Annotated in this window: 15 protein-coding genes and 1 CRISPR repeat array; of the genes, 11 read left to right on the top strand and 4 right to left on the bottom strand. The window is 31.9% G+C overall.

Annotated elements, in window-relative coordinates; translation table 11 throughout:
• Positions 1-19: 19 nt before the first annotated feature.
• Together acsn021_RS14580 and acsn021_RS14575 are read right to left on the bottom strand one after the other, a co-directional pair.
• A complete protein-coding gene (locus acsn021_RS14580; RefSeq protein ID WP_184094142.1) occupies positions 20-1,735 on the bottom strand; it encodes a S8 family peptidase in 1,716 nt (571 codons plus the stop codon).
• 39 nt (positions 1,736-1,774) lie between these two features.
• Positions 1,775-3,472 carry a S8 family peptidase gene (locus acsn021_RS14575; protein WP_184094139.1) on the bottom strand — a complete coding sequence of 566 codons (1,698 nt, stop codon included), beginning with the start codon at positions 3,470-3,472 and terminating at the stop codon, positions 1,775-1,777.
• Positions 3,473-3,532: 60 nt separating this feature from the next.
• Between acsn021_RS14575 and acsn021_RS14570 the strand changes: the two genes are divergently transcribed.
• The 3 genes from acsn021_RS14570 (at position 3,533) to acsn021_RS14560 (ending at position 5,709) form a co-directional block, all read left to right on the top strand.
• A complete protein-coding gene (locus acsn021_RS14570) occupies positions 3,533-3,688 on the top strand; it encodes a hypothetical protein (RefSeq protein WP_184094136.1) in 156 nt (51 codons plus the stop codon).
• 241 nt (positions 3,689-3,929) lie between these two features.
• The gene (locus tag acsn021_RS14565; RefSeq protein ID WP_184094133.1) at positions 3,930-4,886 is read left to right on the top strand and encodes a cysteine peptidase family C39 domain-containing protein; all 957 of its coding nucleotides are present in this window, start codon (positions 3,930-3,932) and stop codon (positions 4,884-4,886) included.
• A gap of 274 nt (positions 4,887-5,160) precedes the next feature.
• Positions 5,161-5,709 (top strand): hypothetical protein, encoded by a 549-nt coding sequence (locus acsn021_RS14560; protein WP_184094130.1) that lies wholly within the window; start codon positions 5,161-5,163, stop codon positions 5,707-5,709.
• 103 nt (positions 5,710-5,812) lie between these two features.
• Here the strand turns inward: acsn021_RS14560 and acsn021_RS14555 are convergent, their stop codons facing one another.
• Positions 5,813-7,276, bottom strand: a complete 1,464-nt coding sequence (locus tag acsn021_RS14555) for a DUF5050 domain-containing protein (protein ID WP_184094127.1) — start codon at positions 7,274-7,276, stop codon at positions 5,813-5,815.
• Between the two features lie 517 nt (positions 7,277-7,793).
• On the opposite strand from acsn021_RS14555, the gene cas6 reads away from it, so the two are divergent.
• The 8 genes from cas6 to cas2 are packed head-to-tail and all read left to right on the top strand — an operon-like array spanning position 7,794 to position 16,060.
• A complete protein-coding gene (gene cas6, locus acsn021_RS14550) occupies positions 7,794-8,528 on the top strand; it encodes a CRISPR-associated endoribonuclease Cas6 (protein WP_184094124.1) in 735 nt (244 codons plus the stop codon).
• Positions 8,529-8,549: 21 nt separating this feature from the next.
• The gene (gene cas8a1 / locus acsn021_RS14545) at positions 8,550-10,265 is read left to right on the top strand and encodes a type I-B CRISPR-associated protein Cas8b1/Cst1 (RefSeq protein WP_184094121.1); all 1,716 of its coding nucleotides are present in this window, start codon (positions 8,550-8,552) and stop codon (positions 10,263-10,265) included.
• 20 nt (positions 10,266-10,285) lie between these two features.
• A complete protein-coding gene (cas7i, locus tag acsn021_RS14540) occupies positions 10,286-11,167 on the top strand; it encodes a type I-B CRISPR-associated protein Cas7/Cst2/DevR (RefSeq protein WP_184094119.1) in 882 nt (293 codons plus the stop codon).
• Positions 11,154-11,933, top strand: a complete 780-nt coding sequence (cas5b, locus tag acsn021_RS14535) for a type I-B CRISPR-associated protein Cas5b (RefSeq protein WP_184094116.1) — start codon at positions 11,154-11,156, stop codon at positions 11,931-11,933. Before cas7i ends, cas5b begins: the two co-directional genes overlap by 14 nt.
• A gap of 20 nt (positions 11,934-11,953) precedes the next feature.
• Positions 11,954-14,266: a CRISPR-associated helicase Cas3' gene (gene cas3 / locus acsn021_RS14530; RefSeq protein ID WP_184094113.1), complete on the top strand. Its 2,313-nt coding sequence runs from the start codon at positions 11,954-11,956 to the stop codon at positions 14,264-14,266.
• A gap of 16 nt (positions 14,267-14,282) precedes the next feature.
• Positions 14,283-14,771, top strand: a complete 489-nt coding sequence (cas4, locus tag acsn021_RS14525; protein ID WP_184094110.1) for a CRISPR-associated protein Cas4 — start codon at positions 14,283-14,285, stop codon at positions 14,769-14,771.
• 16 nt (positions 14,772-14,787) lie between these two features.
• Positions 14,788-15,780 (top strand): type I-B CRISPR-associated endonuclease Cas1b, encoded by a 993-nt coding sequence (cas1b, locus tag acsn021_RS14520; protein WP_184094107.1) that lies wholly within the window; start codon positions 14,788-14,790, stop codon positions 15,778-15,780.
• A complete protein-coding gene (gene cas2, locus acsn021_RS14515; protein ID WP_330601801.1) occupies positions 15,755-16,060 on the top strand; it encodes a CRISPR-associated endonuclease Cas2 in 306 nt (101 codons plus the stop codon). The genes cas1b and cas2 overlap by 26 nt, the downstream gene beginning before the upstream one ends.
• Positions 16,061-16,266: 206 nt before the next feature.
• Positions 16,267-23,914: direct repeats of the CRISPR family, unit length 30 nt; unit sequence GTTTTAATATAAACAGAATGGAATGTAAAT.
• Positions 23,915-24,052: 138 nt separating this feature from the next.
• On the opposite strand, the gene acsn021_RS14510 is transcribed toward cas2, so the two are convergent.
• Positions 24,053-24,412 (bottom strand): helix-turn-helix domain-containing protein, encoded by a 360-nt coding sequence (locus tag acsn021_RS14510; protein WP_184094104.1) that lies wholly within the window; start codon positions 24,410-24,412, stop codon positions 24,053-24,055.
• Positions 24,413-24,633 lie beyond the last annotated feature (221 nt).

Raw genomic sequence — 24,633 nt, 5'->3', positions numbered from 1 at the left:
TCTGATTGGTTAGAAATACTTAAAAGCTATCCGGAAATCTACCCCTAATTACATTTAATACATTATATAAATCAATGATTCCATATCCCCAGTCTCTGTTGGGATATTTTAGACTACTTTCTCTGTTCGCTCCCCGAATTAGTAATTTTTTGATTTCTACTGAATCAAGTCTTTTATAAAATCCTTTTACGATACCCCATTCCATCAGTAGTGCTGCAATACCGGCAGTGTGGGCAGCCGCCAGACCCGTACCGGATGAATCACCAAATCCCTGATTTAGGATGGGAACTGTGATATTACTACCGGGTGCAGTAAGCTCAGGCTTAATCGTTCCGGTTCTTGTGTACCCTTTACTGGCCTCCAGATATAAAGAATTATTGGCGGGATTGTAGGCAGTAACGGCAATTGGAGAAAAGGAGTCACTTGGAGAAGTCAAAGTAGTATATGGAGTAGATTCCAAAAAATATATATTATTTGAAATGAAATTACCCATAGGCAGCCAGATATGATAGGAACCCTTTAGATCCCCTCTGGTATATACCTGAAACCGCCAGATACCATTCACCGGATGTTTAAAACGAAATAAAATAAGCTGTTCTCCGGTATGGGTTTCTATAATTCGATAGTCCACTAGTAGAGTGGTGTTAGAAAATATAAAATCATATTTTCGGTTTGCATAGATACTTTCTTCAATCCTTCCGCTTCGTTCACCGTCTGGTGAAATTATCTCAATGGAATAAGTATTTGGCATTGCTCCCCAAAGTTCCATAAAAAATCCCGACTCATTGGGTCCCACATTTAATTCAACTGTGCTGTAACCGATAGCAGAATCAATTTGGCTGAAGAAATGTCTCCTTTTATTCCCTTCATTACCCGCCGCAACTACAATAGATATCCCGGGAAAATCTGCATAGAAACTAAGGGTATTATTTAGAGGTCCTGTACCATCGTGAGGGCCCTGAGAAGTGCCAAAGCCGATACATATAGCCATAGGACGCTGTAATCTTCTGGCTTCCTTTAAGACAAAATCTAGACCCCATAAAATATCATTCTCTTGATAGCATGGAACATCAGGAGGTATCATTAAAAACTGGCGTAAGGCAGGCTTTGCCTCTTTTAATTTAACAATTACTAATTCACTGTCAGGGGCTACACCGCTAAATTCACTAGCAGGTACTTCTGAGCCTGCTGCAATACCTGCAAGCATAGAACCGTGTCCGTTCTCATCGAGACTTGGAACTATATCATAGGGACTTGTACTGCTTAATGCTTGGTTAATCTGTTCTGAATGATACAGGGTACCAAAATAAGTATCCTCCGGATACTGATTTTGGCTGTTTATTGTTTGGTCCCAAAGTGACACGATTCTGGTGCTGCCATCTGCATGTCTGAAGATAGGGTTGGTATAATCAATTCCGGTATCAACCAGAGCGATTAATACACCCTTTCCTCTTAGATTAAGGCTTGGAACTCTTCGGAGTTTTAAGATGCCGGAGGCTTCCAGGCTCTTTTCACTGGTTAATCCATAACAGTAGGGAAGGGTATTATAACCATATTGGTACACAAAATTATCTGTCAGCTGGCTTGCAGGGACATAGGCAATTGCATATCTGGTATTGATAATATGTGAGGTGGAATTGGTATAGCGGTTTAATAGTTTTTCATTTCGATTATATTCAATAATTAGGTCAATAAAGTCATCACTGATTATTTTGTATTTTTCTTCTTGAGTCATAGATTGGCTCCTTTAATAATTTCAGACATGGCATTTTATTCAGATACCTCGGAAGCTTCGGAATATATTATAGACATCCAGAATTCCATACCCCCAGTCTCTATTTGGATATACATTTGCAGGATCTCGTTTTGCACCTCGCGCCATAAGAACTTTAATATCCTCTGTACTTAAGAGCGGAAAATTTCGTCTTATATTACCCCATTCTAACAGCATTGCGGCAACACCGGCAGTATGAGCAGCGGCGGGACTGCTGCCGGTTACCTGTATAAAACTTTGATCTAAGGAAGGTGCTGTAATACTGACACCGGGAGCCGTTATATCAGGTTTCACCTTTTCTAATCTGGTAAAACCTTTGCTGGCATTCAGGTAGATTCCGTTTGTTTCAGCATTGTAGGCATTTACAGTAATCGGAACACTGCTGTTACCTAAAGATAAGATAGTAGTATTAGGATTTGGAGTTATAAAATAGACATTATCAGAGATAAAGCCTTGCATGGGAAGCCATATATGGAAACCCAGACTTAAGTCCCCTCTTCCAAAGACTTTAAACGACCAAATACCCTGAGATGGTTTGGTGAAGCGAAAGAGGATTAACTGATCTCCGCTTTGAGATTCCACCATTTGGTAATCAACCAGTATCTTTGTTTGTTCAAAAATAAAGGATATTTCTCTGTTTTCATCCAGTATGGGCACAATCCTTGGAATGTATTCTCCTGAGGGAGATAGGATATCAATGGCAAATATACCGGGAGAATCACCAAATAATACCATGGAAAATCCGGGCTCGTTAGCTCCGACAAAAAGTTCCACCTTGTCTGAACCAATGGTAGGATTAATCATTCCATAATAATGCCTTTTAGCAGTACCTTCATTTCCGGCAGCAACAACAATTGAAAAATTCAGATTTTCAGCTCTGGCAGTTAGGTTTCTGCTTAAGGCTTCCCTGCCATCGTGTGAGCTTAAGGAGGTACCAAGTGCTACACAGATAGACATAGGTCGCTGGTATTTTATAGCTGTTTGCTCCAAGTACTCTAGGGCAAACAATATATCATTATCTTGATAGCATACTGCGTCTTGTGGTATACGCCAAAAGTCCTTTAGATATGGTTTTGCCGGCTTTAATTTAACAACAACTAACTCTGCATCAGGAACGACTCCTGAAAACCCTGCATCGGGAACCTCATTGCCGGCGGCAATACCTGCAAGCATAGTTCCGTGACCGATTTCATCACGGCTAGGGACGATGTCATATGGATTATCACTTAAAAGGGCTTGATTAATCTGCTCCTTTGTGTATTCTGTCCCATAATACGTATTACTTTCATAGTTTTCCCCATATATGGTTTGATCCCATAATGTAAGAATTTTCGTTGTATTGTCAGCGTTGCGGAATATGGGATTCAAGTAATCAATACCGGTATCAATGATGCCGATAAGAACACCTGCACCTCTGAGATTTAGGTTAGGGATATTACGAACCTTTGTTATACCGGTAACCTCATTGCTGGTTTCACTGATTAAGCCGTTTAGATGTGGCATTACGGAATAACCCATTGACAGGATAGTTTTATTATTTATCTGCTGTACCGGTATGCGAACTACTGCAAGAAAGTAATCTATTATCTGTATCGTCGCATCAGTGAATTCGTCAAAAATAGCTTCATCACCGCTATATTCAATAAATAAATCGGCATAATCATTGCTGTATATACGATCACCTTTTTCTTGTATCACGCAGTACTTCACCTACTTATTGCTTTATTACATTATATAAAGAGTAGGTGAATAATAGTAGTGCTGATTGCAATCAATGAAGATGAACGCTCAATTATTCATGATATGTTTGATAATTTTATTGTATTATTACTGGAAAAAGATAATGCTCTAAATATGACGGGTTGTAATACATATAAGGAATTTGTTGATGACATGGTGGAATACATTTGTTGATATATGGAATTTGGAATGGTATAGTGGAAGATAACTAGTTGAGCTGTTATACGAATGTAAACTAGTTGACGTGTGAGAGCGCATACTTTCACGTCTTTTTGTAACCTTGATAGGTTAATGAAAATAGAGCTATTTCTCTAATAACCGGGTTATTGACAAAAATATACAACAAAGAGTAAAATAAATTAGTACATATTGTTTCTTCATTATATTCATATCAATTCGAAAGGAATACAATTAGATGAAAGTTAGTCTAAATTTTAACCCGGCTGTTCCTATTAAGGTATATCAGCATCACGCTTATACGTTGGGCATTTTACTGAATAGTGAAAAAGAGTATATGTGGTTATACAATAATTATATCCAATTAGCCTTTACGAAATCTTTAGGCTGGGATAGCTTTAATTTTTATATGGATTATATAACACACCAACCAGTATTTACCAGGGAGCATCTTAGTGACAGCTTGTTGAAGTCAAATCACATCAAAGCATTAGATTATATTTTTAATGCATTGAATGAAGGTAAATATGTACTGGCCTGTGTAGATGAATTTTATATTCCAAATAGGCGTGCATATCAAAAGTTCAATTATGTACACGATATACTTATCTACGGGTATGATGATGAATTAATGGAATTTGAAGTTGCAGGATATGATGATAGAATGAACTATAGTATTACAAAGGTTCCATATAAAAATATGGAATTGAGTAAACCACAATATATTGACATATTATCAGTTAATTCCAAATATCCGTTTGAAATGAATATAAAATCGATTCTCCTACAACTAAAACAATATATAAACGAAATCGATAATCTTTTATTAGGGGATATGTACCGGAGTGACCGTACCTATGGTATAGAAGCTTGTCTAGACATACTGGATATGTATAAAGAGGAATTTCGCTTAAATCATCTATGCGATATTAGACCGATTTACTTACTAGTGGAGCATAAGGAGTGTATGTATAAGCGAATTGAACTAATAAATAAAATTTATAACATAAAGCCAGAAGAAGATTATTATTACATTGTGGAGGGCTTTTTAATTTTAAAGAATCTTTTACTAAAGTACAATTATACACAATCAGATAGGTCGATTGATGTATTTGTTGAAAAATTCCATAAGTATATTATGGAAGAAAAACGTTATTTAAATACATATATTAGTTTAGTTAGTAATTTACTTTAAATATGAACCGGAAAATGAAACTTTGATAAAATAACGTCCACGATTGATTTAAGGGCGTACTGAAGCACCTGGACAGGAATAAAAATGAAAATCAGGTGTTAAGAAAATATTTGATATGACGATATACAATATAAGAATTACAGGATGGAATTCGATGCCAAACCACGGAAGGTATTGTTAATATTTATTAGCACTGCCTTTTTTGTGTTTATAGCTGTCAATTCTATTAAGAATTATTGTAACTAGACGATCAAGCGTATAAAAGGAGAGTAGCATGGAAGTAATTAATTCATTCAGCAGGAACATTTCAGAGTATAGTAAAAATGCATCATACTTTAACCAAAGAGTTAAAACGGAGGAAAATGCAAAGCTGTCTGTAAGTAAGGCTGCAGATATTGAATCTCAAAATACAGATAAGAATACGGCAAATAATAATGGGATATCTGCACATAAAAAATTCTTAGAGGATTTTATATCCGCCTCCCATAAAGCTCCCTATGGGGAATTGGCTGATAACTTTGGTCAAATAAATTATAATGGAGTGACCTTTCAATGTGATTTTGAAAGAAACACTATAAGTTTAGGTGATATGAGTGATGAAACAAAAATATTAACAATCCCCCTGTCAGGTGGTGGACGTCTTAAGGTAAATGTTAATAACATTGATGACTTGGCTAAAACTATCGATATGTTTAACGCCAATGACAGAAAGAGGATTATGGACGCTTTAGCTGTATATGCCAAGCTGCAAAGTAAGAAATACGAAATAGAAGAAGAGCAAAATAATCTGTTTCAAAAGTTAGTTGAAAAAAATATAAAGTAACATTGAAATCAGAGAATACCCTGCAAGTGAAATAAATACTACCAACCATGATGGTTGGTAGTATTTAAATACCTATTCGATTTATGTTCAAGATAATTTGATTTTAATACTCATTTAATACCTCGATTTTATTTCCGGACAGCTGACTTCTAAGGACAACGGTCTTTAGACGGCGGTGCCCGTCACGCCAGCCCACACTGGCTTCCGGATAATATTCATCGGCTTCAAGAGTGTAATATACCCATCCGTCACATAGTTCTATATCATAAATTGAAGTGTTTTCTGCTTCCGTCTCTAGGTTTAAATAACTGTAATCGATTGAAGATAGTAAGGTTGTCATGGCTGGAGCGTTATATCGAAACATGATAATACCATTTTCGTACACAAAGGGCATACCTTCTTTATAAACAGGTAAGGTAGTTTCTGTAACTTGTCCGGTAGCTATATCTTGGGAATAAGCTGCATAATCTTCAAGAGAAGCAGAGGTGTAATAAAGTACGTCTTTCCCATTTTCACTTGTAACATAGAACCTGTCATTGACTAAATCACTGTAATCGCTTGCATTTCCTGCAAGGACTTTAAAGTCACTGCCATCGATATTCATTCTAGCTATTCTACCACCCTGATAAAAACCTCCGCTGCCATCATAGGCACCATATGCAAAATACATAGTATCATCCACAAATTGCACACAAGTAATGTCTGCGCCATAGAAATAGAAATCGTCCTCAAATGTAGGAAACAAATCATTATTCTTGTCCTCAATATCTACGTAGCAGAGCATGAGCTCACTCTGTTCTATGTCCTCATCTTCATTAACGCTTAGATAATAAATAACTCCATTATGTAATGCGACAAACCCCCCGTCGGTAATCGATATATATATACCGTATTGTTTTATTTCTCCAGTCTTACCGTCAAGCTTGAATAAGTCATATTCACCTCTCATATTCTCCATAGTGCACACAAGAATACCGGATTCTTGGTCTATAGCTTCAATTTTGCCCTTACCAAGTTCTTTTTTATCACTGCCATCTAAATTCACAGAATAGATATAAGAAATAAAATCATCGGTATATCTTTGAAGATACATTTTATCATTGTAGATATATATATCCCCTTCGCCTGTGTCATTAAAGGCTATCTCCGTAGTACCATCGGGTTTTAAACGCATCATATTTTTGCCGGCACCGGGAACTGCCTGGAATGCACCAAGACTAATTTCGGATATACTATCGGCTGTATGTTGGCGGTAATATATATTATCTTTATATTTTACATACAATCCACCATTATTCAATGTACCCGTTGCAGCTTCATTTACATCCCCCTGTCCAGAAGACGGGGCAGTACCTTCTGGTTCTGTATTATCTTCATGAAACTCTGTTTCATCAGAAGTATTTTGTGTATCAACCGGATTGGATACTTGTGCAGAATTATCTTCTTTTACTAGGGTATTTTGCTTTTTGCTACAGCCTGATATTATAACAGCTACAAAAAGTGTTACCATTAATACTGTTCGGAATTTAATAAGACTATTAAATCCTTTCTTTTGTCTCTTACCCATTGTTTTCCCTTTCTTATACGCAATTTAAGGCAGTTATACTACTATTTACTATAGCATTTTGTTATGGTTTATTCCAGTTAAATATTGAATAACGAAGTGTGTATGTAGTGTTAAAAAAGTATGAGGTTTTGGGGGAATGTATTTGGAGAGTAATTAAATTAAATATGAGAATGACGTTAGAAGATTCAAAAGTAAAATTCCTGTATAGCATAACACTGGATTGTGAAAGTAAGTTCCAATTAATAAAAATACCGGAATTTAATTAATAATTTACTTAGTTTAAAAATGTAAAAAATATATAAATATTGTTATAATATGCTGACAATTTACAAAAAAGGAAATATAATGTAAAAAAGAGTAACAGGTAAAATTAAATACTTATGGTTTTTATATTAACTAAAAGGAATGTAAATTAAGTCTTTAAATTTACAAAAATATTAATATACTCATAATGGAATTTATTTTATATTGGAGTAATAGTAATGGCAATAAATTAAATTATTAAAGGAGATAAACAGTGAGATTACATTTTACATTTGAATTAGAACAAGAAGTACTGGAAATTGACTATCGCAGAAAAATTTTAGCTTACATTAAGTTTTGTACAGAAAAGTATAATAAAGAATTTTATCATGAATTATACGGCAACGGAAATAACACCAATAAAGATTTTACGTTCTCTGTTTATTTCGTTCCTCCAACTCAATTTTATAAAGAGTACATAAGTATTAAAAGCAAAAGAATGATATTGAATTTTAGTACGCCAGACTCTTTTTTGGGGATTCAATTATATAATGCACTATGCGGTCAGAAATTTATATGGTACAAACTGTCAGGGGGAAATGCTATTAGGCTCATTAATATAACCAGTGAAAAGGAAAAAATTATAACCCAAAATCAAGCTGTGTTCAACACACTGTCGCCCCTTGTTATACGTGACCACTCCAAGGAGACAGGAAAAGATTGTTTTTATACATTTGAAGATGAGGAAGCCGCATCTATTCTAAAAAGGAACTTGATAAGTGAACTAAATGGAAAGATGGACAGGGATATAAGTTTTGACATTAAGCAACTTCAAATTAACTTTGTTAAAATGAAAAAAGTAATTGTATCCAGTTATGAATATAAAATAGCAACCTCTCTTGGAATCATTACTATGAAAGGCGAACCTTACTTGCTACAGTATTTGTATCAGAGAGGCATTGGTGGGAAGCGTTCACTTGGATTTGGTAATCTTGAACTTATACAATAAGCATAGGATGGAGGTGATTTTATGGAAAGAGAGGAAATAACATTACAACTTGGAGATTGGATGTGGAATGCAGCTTTAACAGGGTTTATTAATATTATAGGAAAAAATAATATTAACTTTCACAATAACACCATTAATTTTCATGTGAGACATTTAGAAAATTTTGAAGAGAAGTATTTTGAATATTTTATTAATACTTACGAAAATACACTTCCATGGTATCGTATTGTCAGTTATAAAGACAAGATAGAATATCATAGGGATAATGATTTTAAGGCTGTAGATCTTAAAGAGCTAAAAAATATTAATATCTTTATAAAAGATACTTTAAAAAGATACCTGACTAGTAACAGTTTTAAAGCAGCTTTTAAACTAATGGGGGACATGGATTATATACAGACACTTGAAAAAAAGCTGCAAAAAGTCAAGGAACCAAAAGATGATAAGTCTTTTGAGCAAGAAAAAAGTAAATTTATTGAGGAAGTGAAAATTCAATATAAAATTATAGAGGATATTATATGTTATTGTAGTCATGAGTCAGGAAAGCGTTATATAGCAGGCAAAAATGTTATATATGGGATTTTAAAAAATGGTTGGAATGGAGTAAGTTTTTTATATCCGCAAACAAAAACTTTAGATATCTATGAAGATTACAATACATATTTTATAAAACCAGTCTTTGAGTATTTACAATTCGACCAATCCAAATATAAGAATGAATGCTTCACTTGTGGTATGCCTATGAAAGATTTTAATAACGATATGAGTTTTCTGAACCAATTTGGTTTTGATATAGCAAGAAAGACATCACATGTATGGAATTTTTATAATGATATTGCAGTATGCCCTATCTGTAAACTGATATATTCATGTTTGCCAGCTGGATTTACTTATGTTACAGGAAGAGGTCTATACATTAATGCCAATGTGAATATGGAATACAATATTAAAGTGAATAACCAAGTGAAGGCTGATATTTTAAAAGGTGGCGAAAATAATTATGATACAAGAAAATTATATAGTGTTCTAGTAAACGCTTTGATAAAGCAAACCTTGGAAAAAGAAATTTTTGAATTAGCAGATGTTCAAATTGTAAGATATGAAAATGAAAGCTATAAATTCAATATAGTACCAGAGTCTACCTTGTGTGTAATAAAAGATTGTATTATTGAAATTGCCGGAAAAGAAGAAAAACAAGGATTACTACGAGCATATTATAAAGAAGGAAAAGAGACTATAAGTATATATGAACAGGTCTTAAATCATCTTTTTAATAATCAAAACCTTTTCCTGTTAATTCATAAATTACTTTATTATAAGATATCAACACCAAATAATTGTTTTTTTCACACAGGGCATATTAATAATATATTAAATATAAATATTGAGTTAATCAAAAGATTAGGGGGGCTGAAAGATATGAATTCTAATTATAGGTTAAGAGCACTGCAAGAAGGTAAAAAACTTAGAGAGGCATATAAGGATTCTAATAAACTGTCAGGTATTAATTATCGTTTAATGAATGCTTTAAAAACAGGTAATAAATATATGTTTATGGACTTGGTTTTAAATTGTTATATGTATGTTGGCAAAGAAGTTCCATCAATTATACCTGAAATATTACAAGAAGAATCTGAAGTTTTTTATACTATAGGGTATGCCTTTGTTACTAATTTAATAGATGGAGATAAAGATAGGAATAGTAATAATAATGAAAGTAACAAGGAAAACAAATAGAAAATGGAGAGGTGTAAATTATGAGTCAATTAAAAACAAAAGGGTTATCCATGACAATTATCTTTCAGGCAGAAAGTGCGAATTATGGAGAAAGTGTTGGTAATGTAGCTTCGTTAAAAAAAATATCCAGAAATAAAGGTGAGCAGTATACTTACATATCAAGACAGGCTATCAGATATAACATTGCAGAGCAGTTAGGGGAAGCATTGGCACCAGTGGCAGGTGAAGGAAGTGGGGACAAATTAGTAATACAGTTTAGTGAAGATGCTACAATTGATAAATATCCTGAGGTCGATTTTTTTGGTTACCTTAAGACAGCAAAAGGAACAGGAGGGAAAAAAAGAAGTGCTAAAGTAAGATTATCAAATGCCATATCCCTTGAAACCTTTAAAGGAGATTTAGATTTTTTAACAAACAAAGGACAGGCTGATAAAATTAAAACAAATATGAATATAGCTCAGGCAGAAATACATAAATCATATTACAGATATACAATTGTAGCTGATTTAGACCAGATTGGTTTTGATGAAGAATATGGTATCGAACTGGACAACCAAGAAAGAGCAAGAAGAATAAAAAAGTTGCTGGATACAGTTGCTTTATTGTATAGAGATATTAGAGGCAGAAGAGAAGATTTAAAACCATTATTTATAATAGGCGGAGTTTACGATATTAAGAATCCGGTATTCCAAAATGTGGTTTCCATCAAAAATAACAGTATTGTATTGAATGAGATAACAGGAGTTATGTATGAAGGAGTAAGAGAACAGACCCATACAGGTGTTGTTGACGGAAGATTCGATAATACTAATGAAATAAAGGAAGTACTAAAAGCAACTACAGTACCTGAATTTTTTACAACTCTTAAAAAAGAGGTGGATGCTTATTATGAAGGGAATTAGACTTAAATTAAGACAGGATATGGTGAATTACAAGAAACCAGCAAGCTTTCAGTTAAAAGAGACTTATCCTCTTCCACCCTACTCAACGGTTATAGGTATGATACATAATATGTGTCGCTTTAAAGAATACAAACCAATGCGAGTAAGTATACAGGGAAAATATTTTTCAAAAGTGAATGACTTATACACCAGATATGAGTTTAAAAATGGTATGTCCTATGATTCAACGAGGCATCAGTTGAAGGTTAATGATTTTGGTGTGTCCAGAGGTGTGGCTACGATAGAGCTTCTAGTAGATGTTGAATTATTGCTGCATATCATACCGGAAGAGGATAGTTTACTTGAAGAAATTTATGACAGCCTAAAAACCCCATTTGAATATCTATCTTTAGGAAGACGTGAAGATATAGCTGTTATTGAAGAGATTCGTATTGTTGAAATTGAAAGTATAAATCTAGAGAAGAGTGTTAGTTATAGTACGGAACTTAATAAAAGAGTTGGTTATGGATATGGGGCATTTATACCAATTTGCTATTTTGAAGACAATCAAATCAGAGCGAATTCAGCTAAAACTTCATTGCAATACTCTGGTACTATGATAAAACTAAACAAAGATTACGTACTTCATAACGTAGGAACTAAGAAAGTACCGAGGTATATTAGAAAGTGGAATACAGTAGATGCCCTATACACTCATAATTTTACACTCTTTTCAGACTTTACTTTCTATCAAGATGATAAAGGAGATTATGTATTTCCTGCTTGATGCAATAATAAGGAGAAATTATGCCAGATAAAAAAGCAGATGAGAGATTTATTGCCAAAACAAAACCTAGAAAAGATATAATGGAACATACAAATGATTTACTTGCTAATTACGAAATTTTAAAAAAGATATATCCAGATATTAACATTGATTGGTATATGTTGTATTTGGCTTGTATTTATCATGATTTAGGGAAAATAAATTATTCTTTTCAACAGGTTATGCAAGGAAAAGGTAGGAATACAGGTATCCCGCATGGTATGCTTAGTCTTGGATTTATTGATGTTAAATATCTGATTAATAAAGGGTATAATCATCAGGATATAATGGTACTCTTTCATGCTGTAGCATACCATCATGAAAGAGAAATGAATTACAATATGGATGATATATATGACGAATTAGAACAAATGGATACTATTGTTAAACAATTTGAGTATTCCAAATTACCTACTAAATATTTCAATCCAGAATTTGACCAGAAATATTTTATGATGGGAGAGAGGTTGTATGAAAGCAGAGATAATATATATTTTTATAAGTATGTAATGTTAAAAGGTCTTTTAAACCGGATTGATTATGCAGCCAGTTCATATATTACTGGAGAGAGCAGCCCACTTTGTGTTGAAGTTAAGAATGATTTTTTATCTATAACATTGAATAGAATATTGTGCGAGTGGAGAAAAAAGAACGAATTAGCTGAATGGAATGATTTACAGAACTATATGCTAAAAAATCAAGACAATAACGTTATTGTTATAGCCCAGACAGGCATGGGAAAAACAGAGGCAGGGTTGCTTTGGCTTGGAAATAATAAGGGGTTTTTTACACTTCCCTTAAAAAGTGCTATTAATGCAATATATAAACGAATTATAGAAAGTATAGTAAATGACGAAGATAGAAGAAAGGTTGGTTTACTTCATTCTGATACTTTGAAAATATATGCAGAGGATGAAAAGAAAGAGTGGAAGAAGTATGGACATTCAGAAACAGGGGATTCACAGCTTGAATATTATTATACAAGTACTAAGCAATTATCCCTTCCTTTAACCATATGTACAATAGACCAGATATTTGACTTTGTATATAGGTATAAGGGGTTTGAATCTAAGCTTGCAACTTTGTCATATTCTAAGATAATTATTGATGAAATCCAAATGTATTCCTCTGATTTGGTTGCCTATTTAATTGTTGGGTTATCTTATATAACTAAGCTTGGGGGAAAATATGCCATATTAACAGCTACATTTCCTAGACTGTTTTTGGATTTAATGAACTCAGAAGGCTTAGTACCACCTGAGCCAAATACATTCACAAATAATTGGATTCGTCATAGCATAAAAAGAGTGGAGGCATCCATTGAAGAGGAAGAAAGTATAGCTCAGATTGCTAATTACTATAAAAATAATAGGATTCTTGTTATATGCAATACTATAAAACGAGCAAAAGAAGTTTATTTAAAACTTAAGGAGTCATTAAAGACTTCCGATAAAGAAAAAATACATTTACTACACAGTGGATTTATAAGAAAAGACAGGGATGTAAAGGAAAAGTTGATAATGCAAACAGGCAAAAAGGGAAGTGAAATACATGAAATATGGGTTAGTACTCAGTTGGTGGAAGCGTCCCTTGATATTGACTTTGATTTACTGTTTACTGAACTATCTGATTTGAATGGATTATTTCAGAGAATGGGACGATGTTATAGACATCGAACTTTGGATGTAGATTACAACTGCTTTGTATTTACCGGAGGAAATAAAAAATGCAGCGGAATTGGAAAAAATTCAGTAATAGAACCTGAAATCTTTGAACTGTCGAAAAGTCAACTAGTAGTGGATGGAAAAATAAGTGAAAAAATGAAAGTGGAAATGATTGATAGATTATATTCAATTGAGGAACTTGCTGCTACAGATTATTATAAGAAAATTATTTATACTTTAGATTATATTAGAAATATTACAGAGTATGAATATAGTAAGCAGACTGTTACCAAGCTGTTTCGTGATATTAGCCAGGTGTCAGCTATACCTCAGTCCATTTTTACTGTAAATGAAGAATGGATAAGAGAGAATATGAACATAGTCAATGGCAATGATGGAAATGAGTCAACAAAGCTAGAAAAGATAGAAGCTCAGGAAGTGATACGTGATTTTATGGTTCCTGTTCAAAGTAGATTAGCATTTGGCACTAATGTTTTTAAAGAGCAATTAAAACTAAAGAATGGGCTTGTATTTTTTGTTATTGATGCAGATTATGATGATGAAGTCGGAATTAGCTTTAGCAATACTAAAAATCAAGAATTTATTAATGCAGATGATAGATTTTTCTAAGTAGGGAAGGGAAAGTATGCGTGTAACAGGTACAATGTTCTATTATTATTTTGTTTGTCACCGTAAACTTTGGTGTTTCATTAATAATATCTCATTAGAGGATGAAAGTGAAAATGTTTTGCTTGGAAAACTTTTAGATGAAAACAGTTATGGAAGAGAAGATAAACAGATTTTAATTGATGAAACTGTAAATATAGATTTTATCAAGGATTGGAAAATCCTACATGAGATTAGAAAAAGTAAAAGTATTGAAGAGGCCTCTTTATGGCAAGTTAAATATTACATATACTTCTTACAACAAAGGGGAATACCTATTGAGAAAGGAATCATAGACTATCCTAAGATAAGACAACGGAAAGATGTTTATTTAGAAGAAAGAGATTTGGACAAAATTAAAGAGATAATTGAAGATATCAATTACATTGCAGAACAGAAAAAGAGTCCAGTGGTTATAGAATCAAAAATATGTAAATCATGTGCCTATTATGAGTTCTGTTACATATAAGCCAAGGAGAATTAGCATGTCAGAAAGTTTTTATTTGTTTTCAGATGGTGAGTTAAAGAGGAAAGACAACGTGCTTCGGATGACTGCACCTGATGGGAATTTTAAAGATATCAAGGTAAATATGACAAGAGATATATACTTGTTTGGCGAGGTATCTTTAAATACAAAAACATTAAATTATGCAGGACAGTTATCGTTACCAATACATATCTTTAATTATTATGGGTTCTATACAGGTAGTTTTTATCCCAAGGAGACAAATGTATCTGGAAACTTATTGGTGGAGCAAGTAAATCACTACACCAATGAGGAACAAAGACTAATCATAGCAAAAGAGTTTATTGAGGCTGCAAGTTATAATATTCTAAGGAATTTGCGTTATTATAATGAAAGAGAACGGGATTTAGAAAGTAGTATATCAGAAATAAAAGGATTACGAAATGAAATAAAACGTACCAGTGACATTCATTCACTTATGGGTGTGGAAGGAAGTATACGTAAAGTTTATTATAATTGTTGGACAAGCATAATAAATCAAGAAGTTGATTTTGAAAAACGTGTGAAAAGACCCCCAGATAATATGGTAAATACACTAATATCGTTTGTGAATTCTTTAGTTTACACCAGTTGTTTAACCGAAATATATGTTACACAGTTAAATCCTACAATCAGTTATCTGCACAGCCCTGGTGAAAGAAGGTTTTCACTTTCGTTGGATATTTCTGAAATATTTAAACCTTTAATATCTGACCGAATTATATTTTCAGTATTGAATAGGAATATGATAACTGAGAAAGATTTTGAAAGGGATTCTAATTATTACTACTTAAAAGATGGTGGAAGAAAGAAGGTATTAAAAGAGTATGACGAATGTCTGAATAGAACAATAAAACATAAAGAACTCGGAAGAAATGTGTCGTACCGTCATCTGATTAGACTGGAATGTTATAAACTAATCAAACATCTTATTGGCGATAAAAAATATGAAGGGTTTAAAATTTGGTGGTGATATGTATGTGGTTCTTATATATGATATAGAAGTTGATGATAATGGTGCCAAAGCTTCACGTAACATATTTAAAATCTGTAAAAAGTATCTTACCCATGTCCAAAAATCTGTATTTGAAGGTGATATTACGCCAGCTCTATTACAGCAGTTGAAGTTAGAGTTAAATAAGCATATACGAGAAAACAGAGATTCAGTAATTATTTTTAAAAGTAGAGAAGAGAGATGGATGCAAAAAGAGTTCTGGGGGAAAGAGGATGATAAGACATCTAATTTCTTCTAAGCTGAATGGTAGTAGAGGTAAATTTATTAATTGTCGACCTGTCAAATTGCTTAAATCTAGGAGGCTCGACAGCTATAAGAAATGCTGTTATAATGTTATTTAGAAGTTATAGAAGATTGTATCGCTTAAATATCTGGATAAATTATTTAGAGGTAGACAGAAAATGTATGTATAAACCTCTTATAATGCCTATTTGAGTAATAAGGGTTTTAATATAAACAGAATGGAATGTAAATGAAGAATCTGTGAGGGAATATATAGCAGAGGAAAAGTTTTAATATAAACAGAATGGAATGTAAATTTTACTGTTGTAGCGCCTGCTGAGTTATTAGCAGAGTTTTAATATAAACAGAATGGAATGTAAATAAGTTTGTATCTGATGGTATATCCGTTTCTAAATTGGTTTTAATATAAACAGAATGGAATGTAAATTCCCTTAAAATGATTTTTGGAAAGAAAGAAAAAATAGTTTTAATATAAACAGAATGGAATGTAAATAGTCTAGATTGGACAACCACCTGACAATTTAATTTGTTTTAATATAAACAGAATGGAATGTAAATTTTGCACAACCGCTACTCAATACCGGCTTCGATTGCGTTTTAATATAAACAGAATGGAATGTAAATTCCAATAATCCATATAATCTGAAACCGATATTTGGGTTTTAATATAAACAGAATGGAATGTAAATTACACAAGCAGATTGTTTCTTCCCCACAGCCTATAAGTTTTAATATAAACAGAATGGAATGTAAATGTAAATGGACAACTGATTTTGAATCTATGGCCAAGGTTTTAATATAAACAGAATGGAATGTAAATGGTTCTCGGTAAATCTGACTGCGGTTTTTTCAATTGGTTTTAATATAAACAGAATGGAATGTAAATAAGGCAGGAAAGATGTGGTTTGAGCGAATGAAATCAGGTTTTAATATAAACAGAATGGAATGTAAATGTGAAAAAATGACACTTGCCGAGGCTATGAGGTACAGTTTTAATATAAACAGAATGGAATGTAAATTGATGTTTCTAGATATAAATTCATGTTAGACGCGTTTTAATATAAACAGAATGGAATGTAAATACTTATAGGATTAAGGGAGCACAGATTGATGTTTCAGTTTTAATATAAACAGAATGGAATGTAAATTTAAAAAATCACCTCACTTATTAAATGTCCGTTGTGTTTTAATATAAACAGAATGGAATGTAAATAATAAATTTATGTCTAATGCATGGTCTGGTACAAAACGTTTTAATATAAACAGAATGGAATGTAAATTCACAAGACCGGCAGCATTACACCGACTAGCTAGAGTTTTAATATAAACAGAATGGAATGTAAATTTAGACAAAACAGAAGATGAGTTTTACAAACAGAAGTTTTAATATAAACAGAATGGAATGTAAATTCTTGACCTACTTTATATCTATTAAGCTTGGCTAATGTTTTAATATAAACAGAATGGAATGTAAATGATGTTAAGCCCTACACCTAAAACTGCCATTACAGTTTTAATATAAACAGAATGGAATGTAAATTCTTACTGTTACATATTGTTCACCTTCTTTTATTAGTTTTAATATAAACAGAATGGAATGTAAATCGATAAGAATGAGGTCTAAAATTATTGCCATAAGGTTTTAATATAAACAGAATGGAATGTAAATGTTCCTGGCTATACGACTTATACAGCGGACAAGTGGGTTTTAATATAAACAGAATGGAATGTAAATAACAAATTTTATGCACGGATAGCAATTGTTGGATTACGTTTTAATATAAACAGAATGGAATGTAAATAGAAAAGCGAGTGGGACACCTACATGGAAAAGCTTCGTTTTAATATAAACAGAATGGAATGTAAATATTTACTATACTCATAATATGAGGGTAATGCCTACTGTTTTAATATAAACAGAATGGAATGTAAATGGGCATAGATGGAGACTATCGCCCGAACTTGCTAAGTTTTAATATAAACAGAATGGAATGTAAATCGCTTAAACTTTAGATAATGTCTCACTGCACTATCAGTTTTAATATAAACAGAATGGAATGTAAATATTCTAGTTTTGATATCCGGTAATCGAGGTCGATAGTTTTAATATAAACAGAATGGAATGTAAATTTAAAAATCAGTTTATCATTCTTACATTTGATTTTTGTTTTAATATAAACAGAATGGAATGTAAATCAACTATGATGATAGAGGAACACATCTTCTCCAATGTTTTAATATAAACAGAATGGAATGTAAATTAACATTAATACCCTCTGGAACGTTTTCTATACTCGTTTTAATATAAACAGAATGGAATGTAAATTTGATTAGCAAGTTCGGGCGATAGTCTCCATCTATGGTTTTAATATAAACAGAATGGAATGTAAATCGATTAAAAACATGTTCGATAGAAAGGAAACAGATGGTTTTAATATAAACAGAATGGAATGTAAATATGTAAGCGTTTAAGTCTTTAGGTTCTGAAAAGCTAGTTTTAATATAAACAGAATGGAATGTAAATTGTCAAAACCTCTTTTCTTTATTTATTTTCTTTTATGTTTTAATATAAACAGAATGGAATGTAAATTCTTTGACCATTTCAACATCGGCAATATATATTCCAGTTTTAATATAAACAGAATGGAATGTAAATAAAGCCTCATAACTTAAATTAGAACTTGATTGGCCTGGTTTTAATATAAACAGAATGGAATGTAAATATGGTTTGGATTGCGCAGAAATCGTTTTGAAATTGAAGTTTTAATATAAACAGAATGGAATGTAAATTCCTCAGTTTGAGGCACTTTATTAACACTTGTAAGCGTTTTAATATAAACAGAATGGAATGTAAATTACCAGGAGGATATGCCTTTCAGCGAAGGTGGTGGAGTTTTAATATAAACAGAATGGAATGTAAATCCTTTCCCTATAATTTCGTAAATATCACCGAAACAGTTTTAATATAAACAGAATGGAATGTAAATCATCAAATAAGGCTAAGTCACCTGCAACACAGGAAAGTTTTAATATAAACAGAATGGAATGTAAATTGTATCGCTACAAAAAAGGGCGTATTCATTAGGATGTTTTAATATAAACAGAATGGAATGTAAATTGTGATTTCCTCTCTTTATTTACATTATTTGTTGCTGTTTTAATATAAACAGAATGGAATGTAAATTCGCAAACAAAGCAGTATCAAATCTATACGGATACTGTTTTAATATAAACAGAATGGAATGTAAATTCTGGATAAGTTGTGCTTGTAGTTGTTTGCAGTATTGTTTTAATATAAACAGAATGGAATGTAAATCTGTTGAAAAAGGTTGAGCCATTTTGAGCTTTTAACGTTTTAATATAAACAGAATGGAATGTAAATCACAAGTGCCTGAACAGTAAGAGCAAGTGCGACCTTGTTTTAATATAAACAGAATGGAATGTAAATCAGCAACATCATGCGCGGAACGGTCATTAGCCATAGGTTTTAATATAAACAGAATGGAATGTAAATATAATATTTGACAAATTACAATATTATGTGCTAAAAGTTTTAATATAAACAGAATGGAATGTAAATCGATAAGAATGAGGTCTAAAATTATTGCCATAAGCGGTTTTAATATAAACAGAATGGAATGTAAATGTGTATACAAGGAAAGCTTATAGTTACTGGGGTTTCGTTTTAATATAAACAGAATGGAATGTAAATACAAGAATTACTGTCAAAAAGCTAGTGCTGCACTCCTGTTTTAATATAAACAGAATGGAATGTAAATCTATCAAGAGTGTCTCAAGTTCAAATGGGGAGAAAGGTTTTAATATAAACAGAATGGAATGTAAATAATAAATATAGCATAGGAGGACAAGCAATGATAGTGTTTTAATATAAACAGAATGGAATGTAAATTATCAATAGACAGCTGGTCAACTGATTTTTGTATCGTTTTAATATAAACAGAATGGAATGTAAATCGATAAGAATGAGGTCTAAAATTATTGCCATAAGAGTTTTAATATAAACAGAATGGAATGTAAATGATATCAAGTAATCACTTATTTTCCTATCTATATAGTTTTAATATAAACAGAATGGAATGTAAATAAATTCAAGCCGTGAAAGCAAAATAAGGAAGTTTGGTTTTAATATAAACAGAATGGAATGTAAATGCTAAGAACGGCGGTCAAGATACTTTATACGGCAGGTTTTAATATAAACAGAATGGAATGTAAATCTCGAATATGCTTACAGAACTTAATATCAAGGATGAGTTTTAATATAAACAGAATGGAATGTAAATACTATTGCTTCGGCTTCGTTTCTAGCCTGTTCCGGTTTTAATATAAACAGAATGGAATGTAAATATATTTGGGATGGCTCAAAATTAAGTCCTGAATTAGTTTTAATATAAACAGAATGGAATGTAAATCTTAACTGGATTACCTTAAACTTATTATCCCTTGTTGTTTTAATATAAACAGAATGGAATGTAAATGTCAATTACAAAGCAATTTTATCATAAAGATATCGGGTTTTAATATAAACAGAATGGAATGTAAATAAATGCGAATATGGCTATGAATCAGAACAAGTTTTGTTTTAATATAAACAGAATGGAATGTAAATGGCAAAATCCAATGGATTAACAGTCGCAAAAATCTTGTTTTAATATAAACAGAATGGAATGTAAATAGGTATGCATTGAGTAAGACATATATGTTCAATGGGTTTTAATATAAACAGAATGGAATGTAAATCAAGTTGTATCTTATGGCAATAATTTTAGACCTCAGTTTTAATATAAACAGAATGGAATGTAAATATGTTTAGGCACATCTAAGTATGTGCTGTGTACCACGTTTTAATATAAACAGAATGGAATGTAAATGCTGAAAATGGTGGTCTAAATGCTGTAAGGCGAGGTTTTAATATAAACAGAATGGAATGTAAATCAAAGAAAATACTTATTACATCATAAACACCGATGAGTTTTAATATAAACAGAATGGAATGTAAATGACAAGAATAACCACAACATAGATGCAATAAGATACGTTTTAATATAAACAGAATGGAATGTAAATACCAGAACCGGTAAATCTACATTGTGCATTTTCTTGTTTTAATATAAACAGAATGGAATGTAAATTGGTCCCGAATGGTATCATGCTAAGTTTACAGGGATGTTTTAATATAAACAGAATGGAATGTAAATAAAATACCACATATTGGTATTATGTGATACTGTTTAGTTTTAATATAAACAGAATGGAATGTAAATTTCTATTGATGATATTGATTATATTTTTACAGAGTCGTTTTAATATAAACAGAATGGAATGTAAATATCGAAACAAGTTCAAGCTATTTCCGTATGGATGCAGTTTTAATATAAACAGAATGGAATGTAAATATTGAATACATAACAGATGTATTAGTTAAATCATTAGTTTTAATATAAACAGAATGGAATGTAAATAGGGCTAGAGACCCTAACAGAGATAAAGCATATGAGTTTTAATATAAACAGAATGGAATGTAAATGTCCTTCCTGCTAAGGATTGTCTGTAAATCGGTTATAGTTTTAATATAAACAGAATGGAATGTAAATTGAAACAGGACGAGCAGAAGAAGTTTTTGATTGAAAGTTTTAATATAAACAGAATGGAATGTAAATTTCAGAGGCGTATAAACAGGGCATAGCAAGCAACCAGTTTTAATATAAACAGAATGGAATGTAAATTTTGCTGAATTGGATAAAGATTACTCGCCATTGAAGGTTTTAATATAAACAGAATGGAATGTAAATGAAGATATACCGTTTTGGGAGGAGGAAACGCATGGTTTTAATATAAACAGAATGGAATGTAAATATTGTAGACTGGGGCGAAGCTTGGGAAACGGTTTTAGTTTTAATATAAACAGAATGGAATGTAAATTTGTTTGGTGATAAGAGAAGTAAAACACATTGGTTAGTTTTAATATAAACAGAATGGAATGTAAATTTGAATAATTCAGGTGACCTAGTAGGTGCCGCTCTGGTTTTAATATAAACAGAATGGAATGTAAATACCCCTCCACCGTTGTGATATCCACTTTGTATAGTGTTTTAATATAAACAGAATGGAATGTAAATAAAAATACATAACAGACAACCCTTGTTATAAGCAGGGTTTTAATATAAACAGAATGGAATGTAAATACTACTGGAAGTTCTTATGCTAAAAAAGGTGAGAAAGTTTTAATATAAACAGAATGGAATGTAAATATGTATTCCCTCTTTTCTCCCAGCTCAACCTATAGAGTTTTAATATAAACAGAATGGAATGTAAATCAAGCAGTTGCCCGTTCTGTTCTATGATTAAGCATTGTTTTAATATAAACAGAATGGAATGTAAATATGGTTAGTTTTGATAACGTGCAAATTCTTTCCAGGTTTTAATATAAACAGAATAGAATGTAAATACCTTTACCGGTGAAGCGGCAGACGCTTTTCTTGAAGTTTTAATATAAACAGAATGGAATGTAAATAAATAAAAAAGTGTTATGAGTGCGAATACTCCAACAGTTTTAATATAAACAGAATGGAATGTAAATTCTTTTGATTGAGATAATCGTTAATGTAGTTATGCAAGTTTTAATATAAACAGAATGGAATGTAAATATATTGACAACCCGCTATATCAACACATGAAAAAAGGTTTTAATATAAACAGAATGGAATGTAAATGAACAAGTAAAGTGCAAATATTTAGAGCGCGTAGCCGTTTTAATATAAACAGAATGGAATGTAAATCTTATTATGCTGACGGCTGGAACGGTAATCAACATAGGTTTTAATATAAACAGAATGGAATGTAAATCCATTTCCGCAAAGTGTGACTGCCTTTCCATCGGGTTTTAATATAAACAGAATGGAATGTAAATTCCCTAACAAGGGTAATATGTAATACTGTTTCACCGTTTTAATATAAACAGAATGGAATGTAAATCTTATAAAATCCTCTATCCGGAACAACAGTTTTCTGGGTTTTAATATAAACAGAATGGAATGTAAATTCGTCTAGGGTGATAATTAATTGTTGCGAGATTGGGGTTTTAATATAAACAGAATGGAATGTAAATGTAGCCGTTACAAGCAAGTCAACAACCGTAGTTTCCGTTTTAATATAAACAGAATGGAATGTAAATCGAAACACAATAATTCTTCATATCTGATACCAAGCTGTTTTAATATAAACAGAATGGAATGTAAATTAAGGAGGTCTATAAGTATCAACCGTAGATGTAATAGTTTTAATATAAACAGAATGGAATGTAAATCTGTTAAAAAAGGTAGAGCCATTCTGTGCCTTAAGCGTTTTAATATAAACAGAATGGAATGTAAATATCTATATTAGCAACCATATCTCCTATAGTGTTACCGTTTTAATATAAACAGAATGGAATGTAAATTACTAAAAAAGCCCTCTCCAATCCCCTGAAAAAGAGTTTTAATATAAACAGAATGGAATGTAAATAATATAACAGAATCTGTTAAGGCACCGTTTAGCATAGTTTTAATATAAACAGAATGGAATGTAAATCTACTACTGGGAATTTTGAACCACGAATTACCGATGTTTTAATATAAACAGAATGGAATGTAAATGAGCCAATAGTATTTTTTTGCCTCTGCCAACTTATCGTTTTAATATAAACAGAATGGAATGTAAATCCAAATACGTTCACTTGATGTTACTGAACCGTTCAGTTTTAATATAAACAGAATGGAATGTAAATCGAAGTAAAACGGATAGCAAAAGCAGGGGACAGTATGTTTTAATATAAACAGAATGGAATGTAAATATATGCAATTATCGTAAATAATCAAACAAGTGATAAGTTTTAATACAAACAGAATGTAAATATAAATTTTCTATGCTGAGAATTATAAAGTATTACCCCCCGTGTAAGGGGGCATGGTTGTTTCTTTATATGTGTTTCTTATTCTTTTAGTTTATCTATAAAATCCGATATCACTGTGCGATTTTCTTTAGATAGACTCCAATAAGCGTTTAAAAATTGCTTAACAAATTTGTCATTACTTTTAACAATTTCATTTATAACTATGGATAATTCGTTATCAATTTCCAAGTGTTTCGTATACATTTCACCGTTACCAGTACGAAGCCAATCCTCATTTATTTGAAAGGTCGAACATATCATTTTAATATTTTGATCAGTTAGGGTATTTTTGCCTGTTTCAATCGAACTAATGGAGTTAGGTTTAAGTCCCAGCCTATCTCCAAATTTTTTTTGCGATAGGTTAAGGGATTTTCTAATTAACTTCACACGTTTTTCCATGTATAACACCTCCTTAGATAAAATTATCACTAAATGATATATTTGTCAATTAATGAAAGAATATATCTTGACATATGTCATTAAACGGGTTATAATGAATTTGAAAAGTCACTGAATGACAATGAGTTTTCTTCTCCCCTCCTACAAACTCCCCTAAGGAGGGGGGAGCTTGTTTGGTGTAAATTAGTAACAGGAAGGTCTATTTATTTAGATATCTAAGC

It is taken from the genome of Anaerocolumna cellulosilytica (assembly GCF_014218335.1).
Lineage (GTDB): Bacteria > Bacillota > Clostridia > Lachnospirales > Lachnospiraceae > Anaerocolumna > Anaerocolumna cellulosilytica.
Note: the sequence above shows the minus strand (reverse complement) of the source record. Positions and strands in the feature narration are given on the sequence as shown.

Coding starts and splice junctions, on each gene's coding strand:
- cas7i (WP_184094119.1), top strand. CDS start 10,286: ATGAGTCAATTAAAAACAAAAGGGTTATCCATGACAATTATCTTTCAG.
- cas4 (WP_184094110.1), top strand. CDS start 14,283: ATGCGTGTAACAGGTACAATGTTCTATTATTATTTTGTTTGTCACCGT.
- cas1b (WP_184094107.1), top strand. CDS start 14,788: ATGTCAGAAAGTTTTTATTTGTTTTCAGATGGTGAGTTAAAGAGGAAA.
- cas2 (WP_330601801.1), top strand. CDS start 15,755: ATGAAGGGTTTAAAATTTGGTGGTGATATGTATGTGGTTCTTATATAT.
- acsn021_RS14565 (WP_184094133.1), top strand. CDS start 3,930: ATGAAAGTTAGTCTAAATTTTAACCCGGCTGTTCCTATTAAGGTATAT.
- cas8a1 (WP_184094121.1), top strand. CDS start 8,550: ATGGAAAGAGAGGAAATAACATTACAACTTGGAGATTGGATGTGGAAT.
- acsn021_RS14560 (WP_184094130.1), top strand. CDS start 5,161: ATGGAAGTAATTAATTCATTCAGCAGGAACATTTCAGAGTATAGTAAA.
- cas3 (WP_184094113.1), top strand. CDS start 11,954: ATGCCAGATAAAAAAGCAGATGAGAGATTTATTGCCAAAACAAAACCT.
- acsn021_RS14580 (WP_184094142.1), bottom strand. CDS start 1,735: ATGACTCAAGAAGAAAAATACAAAATAATCAGTGATGACTTTATTGAC.
- cas5b (WP_184094116.1), top strand. CDS start 11,154: ATGAAGGGAATTAGACTTAAATTAAGACAGGATATGGTGAATTACAAG.
- acsn021_RS14555 (WP_184094127.1), bottom strand. CDS start 7,276: ATGGGTAAGAGACAAAAGAAAGGATTTAATAGTCTTATTAAATTCCGA.
- acsn021_RS14510 (WP_184094104.1), bottom strand. CDS start 24,412: ATGGAAAAACGTGTGAAGTTAATTAGAAAATCCCTTAACCTATCGCAA.